Annotated in this window: 10 protein-coding genes; 6 read left to right on the top strand and 4 right to left on the bottom strand. The window is 69.1% G+C overall.

Translation table 11 applies throughout. The annotated features are described in order from the left end of the window. Positions 1-125 precede the first annotated feature (125 nt). Together LRR16_RS23950 and LRR16_RS23945 are read right to left on the bottom strand one after the other, a co-directional pair. On the bottom strand, positions 126-1,652 hold the full coding sequence (locus LRR16_RS23950) for a M81 family metallopeptidase (RefSeq protein ID WP_232207308.1): 1,527 nt from the start codon (positions 1,650-1,652) through the stop codon (positions 126-128). A gap of 88 nt (positions 1,653-1,740) precedes the next feature. After that, the gene (locus LRR16_RS23945; protein WP_006579787.1) at positions 1,741-3,075 is read right to left on the bottom strand and encodes an MFS transporter; all 1,335 of its coding nucleotides are present in this window, start codon (positions 3,073-3,075) and stop codon (positions 1,741-1,743) included. Positions 3,076-3,401: 326 nt separating this feature from the next. Here LRR16_RS23945 and LRR16_RS23940 point away from each other — a divergent pair, with 326 nt between their 5' ends. The 4 genes from LRR16_RS23940 to LRR16_RS23925 all read left to right on the top strand — a co-directional run bounded on the left by LRR16_RS23940 (position 3,402) and on the right by LRR16_RS23925 (position 7,649). After that, positions 3,402-4,409: a LysR family transcriptional regulator gene (locus LRR16_RS23940; RefSeq protein WP_064573930.1), complete on the top strand. Its 1,008-nt coding sequence runs from the start codon at positions 3,402-3,404 to the stop codon at positions 4,407-4,409. A 309-nt stretch (positions 4,410-4,718) separates the two neighbouring features. Next, positions 4,719-6,221, top strand: coding sequence for a DHA2 family efflux MFS transporter permease subunit (locus tag LRR16_RS23935; protein ID WP_064573929.1), 1,503 nt, complete (start codon positions 4,719-4,721; stop codon positions 6,219-6,221). After that, a complete protein-coding gene (locus LRR16_RS23930) occupies positions 6,221-6,883 on the top strand; it encodes a TetR/AcrR family transcriptional regulator (RefSeq protein ID WP_023263779.1) in 663 nt (220 codons plus the stop codon). The genes LRR16_RS23935 and LRR16_RS23930 overlap by 1 nt, the downstream gene beginning before the upstream one ends. 118 nt (positions 6,884-7,001) lie before the next feature. Continuing rightward, positions 7,002-7,649, top strand: a complete 648-nt coding sequence (locus tag LRR16_RS23925) for a hypothetical protein (RefSeq protein ID WP_232207307.1) — start codon at positions 7,002-7,004, stop codon at positions 7,647-7,649. Between the two features lie 24 nt (positions 7,650-7,673). Here the strand turns inward: LRR16_RS23925 and LRR16_RS23920 are convergent, their stop codons facing one another. Both LRR16_RS23920 and LRR16_RS23915 read right to left on the bottom strand, forming a co-directional pair. Next, positions 7,674-8,693, bottom strand: coding sequence for an aldo/keto reductase (locus LRR16_RS23920; protein ID WP_370646880.1), 1,020 nt, complete (start codon positions 8,691-8,693; stop codon positions 7,674-7,676). A 149-nt stretch (positions 8,694-8,842) separates the two neighbouring features. After that, the gene (locus LRR16_RS23915; protein WP_006578427.1) at positions 8,843-9,772 is read right to left on the bottom strand and encodes a LysR family transcriptional regulator; all 930 of its coding nucleotides are present in this window, start codon (positions 9,770-9,772) and stop codon (positions 8,843-8,845) included. A gap of 144 nt (positions 9,773-9,916) precedes the next feature. Between LRR16_RS23915 and LRR16_RS23910 the strand changes: the two genes are divergently transcribed. Then, complete coding sequence (locus tag LRR16_RS23910; RefSeq protein WP_232207305.1) at positions 9,917-10,141, top strand: DUF3311 domain-containing protein; 225 nt, start codon at positions 9,917-9,919, stop codon at positions 10,139-10,141. Positions 10,142-10,151: 10 nt separating this feature from the next. Beyond that, positions 10,152-11,534, top strand: a complete 1,383-nt coding sequence (locus LRR16_RS23905; RefSeq protein ID WP_232207304.1) for a sodium:solute symporter — start codon at positions 10,152-10,154, stop codon at positions 11,532-11,534. Positions 11,535-11,555 lie beyond the last annotated feature (21 nt).

Below are 11,555 nucleotides of genomic sequence, written 5' to 3'. Positions count from 1 at the left end.
ACTCTCGACGCTGCGTCACCGGTCCTCCAAAACGCCGCTGGGCCCCCGCCTTCGCGGGGGCGACGAATCCATGCGATGTCGCTTGCTACCACGTCGTCCCCGCGAACGCGGGGACCCAGTGACTCTCAACGCTGCGCCACAGGCCCTTCGAACGCCGGCCCCAGCGGCCGCAGCCGCAATCCGGCCGGCAGTTTCTTCCACGGCAGATCGGCCGGATCGGCCAGCAGCGGGCCCGGCGCCTTGGCCACCAGCACGGCCTCGGCGATCGGCTGGAAGTCGGCGCGGAAATGCACCGAACTCTTGTTGACCAGGATCTTCATCCGCTCCGGCTCGACGCCGGCCATCCGGTACAGATTGCGATCGAGCATCTGGGCCTTGCCCGTGCTGACGACCACGTGCACGCCGCCGATCGTCAGCCGCGCGGCGGGGCCGACGTCGACGTCCATGCCGTTCATCATCGGACCGTCGAAGCGGCAGCGGCCATCGGACAGCTGGGCGACGCGGAAGGTCGCCTCGAACGGCGCGTCGCCCGGCACGCCGGACTGGCCGCCGAGCGCGATCGTGATATCGCTGCCGACGCCGGCGGCATGCGCGGCGCGCACCGCCTCGGCATCGACGATCAGCCCGATCGCGGCATCGGTGGCGCCGGCGCGCACCAGCGCGCGCAGCATGCCGGTCGTGTTCGAGTCGCCGCCGGCGCCGGGGTTGTCCTGCGTGTCGGCGATCACCACCGGCCGGCTCGCCGCCTGCGACAGCCGCATCGCTTCCTGAACCGCCTCGTCCGGCGCCAGGAACGGCACCGCCCAGTCGGCCTCGCGCGCGACGACCGCGTCGGTCAGCGCGGCGACCGCCTGTTCGATACGGGCGGCGTCGTCGCCATAGCCCCAGACCACGCCGCCGCATTCGGCGAAGTCCGCCGCCGGAAAGCCCGGCGTGAAGGACAGCGACACCACGCCGTCCAGCTCGCGTTCGAGCTCGTCGAGCAGCGCGTAGATGCCGCGCGCCGGCTCGAGGAAGGTGCACTGGCCGTTGATCGGAATCAGGAAGGGCAGGCGCCGCGCCGCACGATGCAACCTCTGGCCGCCGCCGGCGGCGAGCAGGCGCTGCAGCAGCTGCGCCGCGCGCGCGCCGGTGTCGGCCATGTCGACGTGCGGATAGGTGCGGTAGGCGACCAGCGCATCGGCGCTCTCCAGCATGCGCTGCGTGACGTTGGCATGCAGGTCGAGGCTGGCGACGATCGGCACGTCCGCGCCCACCGCCGCACGCAGCCGGGCCAGCAGTTCGCCTTCGCCGTCGTCGTGCTCGTCGGTCACCATCGCGCCGTGCAGGTCCACATAGATCGCGTCGGGCCGTTGCGCGCGCGCGGCGTCGACGATCTCGCCGGCGATGCGCTCGAACGCATCGGTGGCCACATGCGCCGAAGGGCTGGCGCCGGCCCAGATCACCGGCAGCAGTTCCGCCTCGTTGCGGGTCAGTTCGCCGATCGCGCGGATAAAGCCGCCCGCCGGGATATTGACGTCGCGCAGCGCCAGCACGTCGGCGCCGCGCACCATCGCGGGAAAGCCCTCGCCGCGGACGAAGTTGTCGTAGTGGGCCTTCGACGGCGCGAAGGTATTGGTTTCGTGCTGGAAACCGGCGAGAAGAATGCGCATGGGTCGGTAGTCGTTGAATTCGGATTGGGGAAACGGGGGCGTCGGCGGCAAGCGGGGCGAGGCACGCATCCGCGTGCCCCGGCACACTTCAGCGCACCGCGGCGTGCACGCGGTCCTTCGGCAGCCGGTTCAGCAGGATCGCCAGGCCGCCGGCGGCCAGCAGCGCCACCATCGCCAGCAGCCCGCCTTCGAGCGAACCGGTCAGGTCCTTGACCGCGCCGATCAGCGTCGGGCTGACGAAGCCGCCCAGCAGACCGAGGCTGTTGATCAGCGCGATGCCGCCCGCCGCGGCGGTGCCCTGCAGATATTCGGACGGAATCGCCCAGAACACCGTATAGGCGGCCCACATCGCGGCGGTCGCGACGGTGATGCTGATCAGCGACAGCGTCAGGTTGTCGGCGGTGAAGGCCGCGATCGCCAGCGTGGCGGCACCGACGAAGGCCAGCGTCGCGCTGTGCCAGCGGCGTTCCTGGCGGCGGTCGGAGCTGCGCGCCGCCAGGAACATCAGGATGGCCGCGGCGACGTAAGGCAGCGCCGAATACATGCCGATCGCCATCGTGCTGGTCACGCCCGCGCCCTTCAGGATCGTCGGCAGCCAGAAGCTGACCGCATAGATGCCGCTGATCAGGCAGAAGTAGCCGAACGCCAGCGCATAGATGCGCGGATCGCGCAGCACGGTGGCGAAGCTGTGGTGTCCGCCGCCGGCGCGCGCCGCGCCGATGTCGTGCGCCAGCAGCCGGCGCTCGTGGTCGCTGAGCCAGCGGGCCTGCGCCGGCGTGTCGTCGAGGAAGAAGTAGGCGACCACGCCGAGCAGCACGCAGGGCAGCCCCTCGATCAGGAACATCCATTGCCAGCCGGCCAGGCCATGCGAGCCGGCCAGCGCGGTCATGATCCACGTCGATACCGGGCCGCCGGCCATGCCGCCGATCGGGCCGGCCAGCATCACGATCGCCATCACGCGCGCCATGCGGGCGCCGCCGTACCAGTAGGTCAGATAGAAGATCATGCCCGGTGCGAAACCGGCCTCGAACACGCCGAGCAGGAAGCGCAGCGCGTAGAAGCTGTGCGCGTCGCGCACGAACAGCATGCACGCCGAGGTCGCGCCCCACAGCACCATGATCCGGCTGATGGTCTTGCGCGCGCCGATGCGCGCCAGCAGCAGGTTGCTCGGCACCTCGAACATCACGTAGCCGAGGAAGAAGATGCCGGCGCCCAGCCCGTAGACCGCGTCGCTGATGCCGACGTCCTGCTGCATCTGCAGCTTGGCAAAGCCGATGTTGACCCGGTCCAGGTAGGCGAACACGTAGCACAGCAGCAGGAAGGGCAGCACGCGCAGGCTGATTTTGCGATAGATCGGCGCCAGCGCGTCGGGCGTGGCGGCCATCGCGTCGGATGGATTCCACGAGGTGGTGGTCTGTTGCATCGATGTCTCCGGGTGCCGCAGGCACGGTGGGGGTTGGCAGGACGGGCGCTTGTTCTGATCGGGCTGCTGTCGTTGTGCTGTCGTTGTCCCGTAGGCCGGCATCCGCGCGGGCGCGGCCGGCCTTCGCGCATTGTTGCCAACGCGGCCGTTGAGGAACAATAGCCATCGCTGTACGATTCCGTTGCTTTTTGGTCAACGCTGCGGCGAGTCCGTCGTCCCCGCAAAGGCGGGGACCCAGTGGCTTTCAACGACGCTGGGTGCCTGCCTGCGCGGGAATGACGTGGATGGCGTCCCGCGAGCTCCGCAACCACCTTCGAGGAAACGCCGTGCCCCTGTCCCCCGATCCGAACCGCGACGGCGCCTTGCCGGCCGGACTCAGCGAACGCCGGCTGCGCTATTTCTATGCGGCTGTGGCCGCCGGCTCGATCCGCGCCGCCGCGGACAAGCTCGATGTCGAACCGTCGGTGATCAGCCGGCAGATCCAGCAGCTCGAAGGCGAGCTCGGCGCGACGCTGCTGGAGCGGCGCGGCCGCGGCGTGATGCCGACCGAAGCGGCCCAGCTGGTGCTCGACCACTACCGCGAGCGGCTTGCCGGCGAGGAAACGTTGCTGGCCAGGCTGCAGGAACTGAACGGGCTGCAGCGCGGGCAGATCCAGATCGTCGCCGGCGAGGGTTTCATCGACGAGCTGATCCATGCGGTGCTCAACGAGTTCTGCCAGCGCTATCCGAAGATCAACGTCACGCTGGAGCTGATGAACGTCAACGAGGTGGTGCGCGCGGTGGCGGAAGATCGCGCGCATGTGGGGCTGGCCTATGCGCCGCCGCCGGAGCCGACGCTGCGCGTGCTGGCCGCGCGGCGCCAGCCGGTCTGCGTCATCGCGCGGCCCGACCATCCGCTGGCGCGGCGCGGCAAGGCGCTGACCGTCGCCGACATCCTGCCGTATCCGGTCGGGCTGATGACGCCGGGCTTCGGCCTGCGCCAGGTGATCCAGCTGGTCGAACTGACCGAGAAGGTCCGCTTCAGCGCGGCGCTGACCACCAACTCGATCGCGGCGCTGAAGCACTACGCCAGTACCGGCCTGGGCGTGACCTTCCTGCCGGCCCTGGCGGTCGCGCGCGAGCTGGGCCACCAGCTGGTCGCTCTGCCGGTGCGCAACGCGGTGCTGGAAGCCGCCGACGCGCAGCTGATCGTGCGCGACAAGCGGCCGCGCTCGGCGGCGGTCAAGCGCCTGCTCGACTATCTGGCCGAGATGACGGTGCTGCGGGCCGATGGGCAGGGCGTGGGCCGAGGACGCAGGGCGCGCGGGGCCGGCGGCGGCGTTGAAAGCGCTTAAGTCCGGCTCCCTCTCCCACTTGTGGGAGAGGGTTGGGGAGAGGGCAGCGGGCGGTACGCTCGCGATAACGCTGGCGTTGTCTGCCTTCTCCCACGGCCCCTCTCCCGCAGGCGGGAGAGGGGAGCCAATCAGCATCCAGCCAAACCGCGGAGAGGTGTCGTAACGCAAACATGACCACACAGAAGTGGACATCGTCCATTTGTGTGCTATGGTTGTGAACGCTGTACACAACTGTGCAAAACGCCCGCGAGTCAACGCGTTCGAAGCAGAAAACACAAACAAAAACCAAGAACCGAAAAAGGACACCCCATGCAGCACACACTCGATGACCGCAAGCGCTGGCTCGCGCTGATGGTCCTATGCCTGGGCGAGCTGATGATCGTGCTGGACACGACCATCGTGAACGTCGCCCTGCCGTCAATCCGCAACGAGCTTGGCTTTACCGAGACCGCGCTGGTCTGGGTGGTCAACGCCTATATGCTGACCTTCGGCGGCTTCCTGCTGCTGGGCGGGCGGCTCGGCGACCTGTTCGGCCACCGCCGGCTGTTCCTGCTTGGCATCACGCTGTTCACGCTCGCGTCGCTGGCCTGTGGCGTGGCGCAATCGCAGGGCCTGCTGGTCGCCGCCCGCGCGGTGCAGGGCGTCGGCGGGGCGGTGGTGTCCGCGGTGGCGCTGTCGCTGATCATGGACCTGTTCTCGACGCCGTCCGACCGCGCGAAGGCGATGGGCGTCTATGGCTTCGTCTGCGCCGGCGGCGGCAGCATCGGCGTGTTGCTCGGCGGCCTGCTGACCAGCGCCCTGAGCTGGCACTGGATCTTCCTGGTCAACCTGCCGATCGGCGTCGCGGTCTATGCGCTGTGCCTCGCGCTGATTCCGAACCTGCCGGGCTCGGCCAATGGGCAGCGCCTCGACGTCGGCGGCGCGGTGACGATCACGGTCTCGCTGATGCTGGCGGTCTATGCGGTGGTCAATGGCAACGAGGTCGGCTGGCTGGCCACGCAGACCGTGTCGATGCTCGGCATCGCGGTGGCGCTGCTGCTGGTGTTCCTGCTGATCGAGTCGCGCGTCGCGCATCCGCTGATGCCGCTGGGCCTGTTCCGGCTGCGCAATGTGGCGGTATCGAACGTGGTCGGCGTGCTGTGGGCCGCGGCGATGTTCGCGTGGTTCTTCATCTCGGCGCTGTATCTGCAACTGGTGCTCGGCTACACGCCGATGCAGGTCGGCCTCGCGTTCCTGCCGGCCAACCTGATCATGGCGGCGTTCTCGCTGGGCCTGTCGGCGCGCCTGGTGATGCGCTACGGCGTGCGCGCGCCGCTGGCCGCCGGGCTGCTGCTGGCGGCGCTGGGGCTGCTGCTGTTCGCGCGTGCGCCGGTCGGCGGCAGCTTCGTCGTCGACGTGCTGCCCGGCATGCTGCTGCTGGGGCTGGGCGCGGGCATCGCGTTCAATCCAGTGCTGCTGGCGGCGATGAGCGACGTCAAGCCGAGCGATTCCGGCCTGGCCTCGGGCGTGGTCAACACCTCGTTCATGATGGGCGGCGCACTGGGCCTGGCAGTGCTCGCCAGCCTGGCGGCGGGCCGCACCGCGGGCGTGGCCGCGGCCGGCGGCGCGCCTGCCGACGCGCTGAACGCGGGCTATCACCTCGCGTTCCTGGTCGGCGCGGTGTTCGCGCTGGTGGCCGCGGTGCTGGGCGGCATGCTGCTGCGCACGCGTACCGCGCCGGTGTCGGTGACGCCGGAGGGCGCCGAGGCCGCGGCCGACGGGCCGGCCGCGGAGACGGGCATGGCCGCGCCCCATGGCGGCCATGCAGCCTGATGGTCACCGCACTGAAGCTGGCCGTCGCGCCGCCGCCACGCACGACCTATCGCCACGGCGACCTGCGTCGCGCGCTGATTGACGCCGGCATCGCGCTGGCAAGCGACGGCGGTCCCGACGCGGTCGTGCTGCGCGAGGCAACGCGCCGCGCCGGCGTGGTGCCCAATGCCGCCTACCGGCACTTCGCCAATCGGCAGGCGCTGTTCGAGGCGGTACGCGCGGCGGCGCTGTCCGCGCTGGCGGTGGCGATGGAAACCGAATTGGCCGCCGCGGCCGAGCAGGTCGACCGCAATGACCCGGCCGCCAGGGCGCGCGCCGACCTGCGCGCGATCGGCGCCGGCTATCTGAAGTTCGCGCAGACGCAGACGGGTCTGTTCCGCACGGCCTTCGCCACGCCGAGCATGGTGGAGGACGACCCCGATCCCGCCAAGGCCGGCCCCGGCGGCCTCAATCCCTTCCAATTGCTAGGCGCCGCGCTGGACCGGCTGGTGGCGGCCGGCGTGCTGCCCGCCGAGCGGCGCCCCGGAGCCGAGTACCTGGCCTGGTCGGCGGTGCACGGGCTGGCGCTGCTGATCATCGACGGCCCGCTGCGCCATGCCGACGAAGCGATGCGCATTGCGCTGGGCGAGCGCGTGCTGGCGATGGTGGAGAAGGGGCTGTAGCGCGCCCCGGCGCCCGGCCGAGGCCGCGTTTCACAGTCGCATGGCGATGCGGTAACACATCGCTATGCGCACATTCCTCACCTGTTTTCAGTAGTCCGCGTCAGGGATGCAGGCAAAGATGGCGCCTCGCTTCCACTCGACGAGGACAAGCATGTTGACCGTACTGAAATCACGGCTCTCCGGCACGCCGCAGCCGCTGTATCTGTCCGCCGCGCCGGCCACGGGCCGCATGACGTTGGCCGACCGGCAGAACGACGAGATGTCGATCGCGTTCATCCACGCCGATGTCAACGCGCCGCCCACCGCGGAGCGAGGGTCGGGTCCGATCCTCGTCGAGATCTACCGTTGCAGGCAGAGCCGCGCGGAATACCTGCGCGAAGCACTGGCCTTGGTCGCCGATGGCGGGAGCAACCCGCGCCGGGATGCGGGCGTCCGGCCGGCACCGCGCCGCGGCGAACCGCGCGCTCCGACCGCACCGCACGATGGCCGCGAAGCGCTGCGATTCCATAGCCGCAGGAATGCGCCGATGCGGCAGAACAGGATGGGCCGGCCACGCCCGGCAGGCGGACGAACGCGGCCGGTACAGCCGGGAGGCGGTGCGGAACCCTGCCTGCCGACGCAGATCGTCCATATATCGCGCTGCCTGACCGAACTCGGCCAGGACGATCCGGGCAGCGGCCGCGACGGTGTCGGCATCGCGACGCTGGCCGGGATCGAGTCGCTGGGGCTGTCGCGCTCGATCTACGACATGGGGCGCGGCTGGTGAGGCCGGGCTGGTGAGTCCGGGCGCTCAGCCCGCTGCGGCCACCTTGACCGGCCGCCCCGTGAACGGATAGTTCGGATCGGTATAGCCTGGCGTGGACGGATGTCCCGGCGCCACCAGCGCGTCGACCATCGCTTCCTCTTCGGGCGACAGCGTCGCGCCGATCGCGCCGAAATAGTCCTCGAATTGCGCCAGCGTGCGCGGGCCCGCGATCACCGCGGTGATCAGCGGATTGGCCAGTACCCACGCGGTCGCGAACTGGCCCGCGGTCAAGCCGCGCCCCTCGGCGTGGGCCTTCAGTTGCTGCGCGATGACCAGCGATTCCTCGCGGAACTCGGTCTGCATCATGCGGCGATCGGCGCGTCCGGCGCGGGTGCCGGCCTCCGGCGCTTGTCCGGGCAGGTACTTGCCGGTCAGCACGCCACGCGCGACCGGGCTGTAGGGCACCACGCCGAGCCCATAGTATTCGCAGGCCGGCAGGATCTCGACCTCGGGCATCCGGTTCAGCAGGTTGTAGTAGGGCTGGCAGGCGACCGGCCGCGGCACGCCCAGCTGATCGCACAGCCGCGCGATCTCGGTGATGCGCCAGCCGCGGAAGTTCGACACCGCCCAGTAGCGGATCTTGCCGTCGCGCACCAGATCGCCCATCGCGCGCACCGCCTCCTCCAGATTCTCGTCGGCGTAATCGCGGTGCAGATACAGGATGTCGATGTAGTCGGTCGCCAGCCGCCGCAGGCTGTCCTCGACTTCGCGCAGCATCCAGACGCGCGAGTAATGGCCCTGATTCGGCCCCGACCCCATCGCGTTGCCCAGCTTCGTCGCGAGGATCCATTGCTGCCGCTCGGCCTCGATCAGCCGCCCCACCATCTGCTCGGAAGCGCCCTTGCTGTAGACGTCCGCGGTGTCGATGAAGTTGACGCCATGATCGCGTGCGCTGGCTACGATGCGCCCGGCCTCGGCCTCGTCGGTCTGGTCGGCGAACATCATCGTGCCCAGGCACAGCGCGGACACCTTCAGATTGCTGCGGCCCAGGCGGCGGTATTCCATCTTGAATTCGGACGTTGCGGACATGGCATTCCTCGTGCGGGAAGGTAAGGGAAGGAAGGGAGCGAAAACGGAGGGCGAGACGAAACGCCAAGGATACAACGGGGACCGCTTGTGCCGCAGCGCGGTCGCCGGTCCCCGGTGCAGGGTGATCACCGGCGCGACCCAGGCGGCTCCGTCGACAATGTCGTCCACTGCGCCCGCGTGAACGCATACAGCGATTGCAGCGCGGGCGACAGCGAGCGCGCCGCCATCCGCGCGATGCCATAGCGCCCGCGCCGGCGCGGATCCGGCGGCATCGGCACCTCGGCCATCGAGCCCTCGGCACGCTGCTGCCGCGTGATCGACAGCACGCCGAACAGCAGCGTATCGGTGCTCAGCGCCACGCTGCGCAGCACGTCCAGGTTGTCGCAATGCAGCGTGATCAGCCGCTCGGGCGCGGCCTCGGGTCCCCACAGCTCGATCAGCTGGCGGCCGATGATGGCGCTCAGCGTGGTGGAGGCAACCGGATAGGCGCGGATCGCCTCGATATCGAGCCGGCGCTTGCGCAGGATCGGATGGCCCGCCCGGCAGACCAGCCCCGCGGGGAGCTCGCCCAGCGTCTCCAGGTCGATGTCGTCGGCGGCGCGCAGCACATAGGCATCGCCGACGATGGCGTCGATCGCCTCGCTGCGCAGCTGCTCGAGCAGCGCGCTGGTGGCGCCGGTTTCTGTGCGGACCCGGATGCGCGGATGGGCCTGCGCCATATGCGCGAGGAACGGCGTCAGCAGCAGCGCGGCCGGTGCGGGCGCCATGCCGATCGCCAGCGACCCTTCCTCGCCGCCGCGCAGCAGGTCGAGGTCGCGTCGCAGCTGCCGCTCTTCCAGCCGGATGCGCCGGGCGCGCTCGGCCACCAGTTCGCCGAACACCGTCAGCCGCGCGCGCCGCGCACCGCGGTCGAACAGCGGCGCCTTCAGTTCGTCCTCGAGCGCGCGAATGCTGCGGCTCAATGCCGGCTGCGTCAGGTGCACGGCGCGCGCCGCCTCGGAGAAGGTCCCATGCTCGACCACCGCGAGCAGGTGCAGCAGCTTCTGCGTATCCATGCCAATCCGTTATGGAAGTCGTTAGATATTTGCATTTGAATCATACATCGCGGCTCCCTATGATGGCTCCACAACAACAGCGGGCGCTGCCTCGTCGCCTTTCGGCACACCGCACACCGGCCATCGGACCACGGAGACAAAAGCATGCTCAAGCTGTTCATCGGTCTCGGCATCCCGTATCTCGGGGTGATCGGACTCCTGCCCTGGGTGGCGTCGGTCGAGCGGTTCGTGCTCGGCGTTCCCTTCATCTACGCCTGGATCTTTGCCTGGTTCGTGCTGACGTCCGGCTGCATGCTGTTGTGCTGGCTGCTATTCGACCGCCACGCGCCGGCCGACGCCGACGCCGACGCCGCCCCCCATCGCGCCTGAAGGAGCCGCCATGACTACCGCGGTATTTCTCGGCTTCATCGCGCTGTCCCTCTACCTCGCCATCCGCTCACGTCAGGGGCGCGGCGCGCAAAGCGTGCACGACTTCTTTGTCGCGTCGCGTCAGTTCGGCGCCTATCTGGTCTTCTTCCTGGCGGCCGGGGAGATCTACAGCATCGGCACGATGGTGGGATTTCCCGGCGGCATCTATGCCAAGGGACCGACCTACGGCATCTGGTTTCTCGGCTATATCCTGCTGGCGTACCCCCTGGGCTATTTCCTCGGTCCGCGCATCTGGCGCGCCGGCGCGCGCTACAACGCGATCACGCTGCCAGACCTGTTCAAGGGCCACTATGGAAGCCGTGCGCTGGAGCTGATCGTCGCCGCCTCGTCCATCCTGTTCCTGCTGCCATGGGGCCAGTTGCAGTTCACCGGCCTGGTGGCCGCGTTGAAGGGCCTGGGCTGGCATGTCGATCCGCTGCACCTGGTGCTGATCTCGGCCGGGCTGGCCTTCACCTACATCGCGATCTCCGGCGTGCGGGCCTCGGCCTACATCGCGATCCTGAAGGATGTGCTGATGGTGGTGGCGATCGTCGCCACCGGCGTGGCGGTGGGGTGGAAGGCCGGCGTCGGCGACGTCTTCCACGCGGCCAGCATGCAGGTCAGCAACCAGATGAACGAGACGCAGCTGCGCTTCTCGATGAGCACCATGCTGTTCCAGGCGCTCGGCTTCTACATGATGCCGTTCGCGGTGCAGAACTTCTTCACCGCGAAGAGCGCCAACACGATCCGGCGCACGCAGATCGCGATGCCGCTGTACATGCTGATGTATCCGTTCCTCGTGCTGGCGTCGTATTACGCGATCAGCCAGAACCTGCAGCTCGCCTCGCCGAACGAGGCGTTCTTCGCCGCCGCGGTGCGCCTGCTGCCGGACTGGCTGCTGGGGCTGGTGACCGCCGGCGCGGCGCTATCGGGCCTGCTGGTGCTGGCCGGCATCTGCCTGGCCATCGGACCGATCGTCACGCGCAACCTGATGCCCGGCCTGCCCGAGCCGCGGCAGAAGCAGGGTGCCAAGGTGGTGATCGCGATCTATCTGGTGCTGTCGATCGTGATGACGCTGGTTACGCCCAACCTGATGCTGACGCTGATCAATACCACCTACTACGGTGTGACGCAGTTTTTCCCGGGCGTGATGGCGATCCTGTTCTCGTGGAAGGTGCGGCCGCTGGCGATCGCGCTCGGCATTTTGAGCGGACAGGGCCTGGCCATCGCGCTCTATGTCCAGCAGGCCGATTTTGGCGGGATCAACGTCGGACTGGTCAGCCTCGCGGTGAACCTGCTGGTGACGGCGCTGGTGAACCTCGTTCCGCGGCCGGCGCGCGTCCAGGCGGCCTGATTTGCGTTGGCCGGATTTCCT

Origin of the sequence: Cupriavidus sp. UGS-1 (assembly GCF_021213615.1) — a bacterium.
In the GTDB taxonomy this organism is placed as follows: Bacteria; Pseudomonadota; Gammaproteobacteria; order Burkholderiales; family Burkholderiaceae; genus Cupriavidus.
This window is presented reverse-complemented; position numbering and strand designations above follow the sequence as displayed.

Bases quoted from the DNA above. Each gene is read 5' to 3' on its own strand.
- LRR16_RS23950 (WP_232207308.1), bottom strand. From the start codon at position 1,652: ATGCGCATTCTTCTCGCCGGTTTCCAGCACGAAACCAATACCTTCGCG.
- LRR16_RS23945 (WP_006579787.1), bottom strand. From the start codon at position 3,075: ATGCAACAGACCACCACCTCGTGGAATCCATCCGACGCGATGGCCGCC.
- LRR16_RS23935 (WP_064573929.1), top strand. From the start codon at position 4,719: ATGCAGCACACACTCGATGACCGCAAGCGCTGGCTCGCGCTGATGGTC.
- LRR16_RS23930 (WP_023263779.1), top strand. From the start codon at position 6,221: ATGGTCACCGCACTGAAGCTGGCCGTCGCGCCGCCGCCACGCACGACC.
- LRR16_RS23925 (WP_232207307.1), top strand. From the start codon at position 7,002: ATGGCGCCTCGCTTCCACTCGACGAGGACAAGCATGTTGACCGTACTG.
- LRR16_RS23920 (WP_370646880.1), bottom strand. From the start codon at position 8,693: ATGGAATACCGCCGCCTGGGCCGCAGCAATCTGAAGGTGTCCGCGCTG.
- LRR16_RS23915 (WP_006578427.1), bottom strand. From the start codon at position 9,772: ATGGATACGCAGAAGCTGCTGCACCTGCTCGCGGTGGTCGAGCATGGG.
- LRR16_RS23910 (WP_232207305.1), top strand. From the start codon at position 9,917: ATGCTCAAGCTGTTCATCGGTCTCGGCATCCCGTATCTCGGGGTGATC.
- LRR16_RS23905 (WP_232207304.1), top strand. From the start codon at position 10,152: ATGACTACCGCGGTATTTCTCGGCTTCATCGCGCTGTCCCTCTACCTC.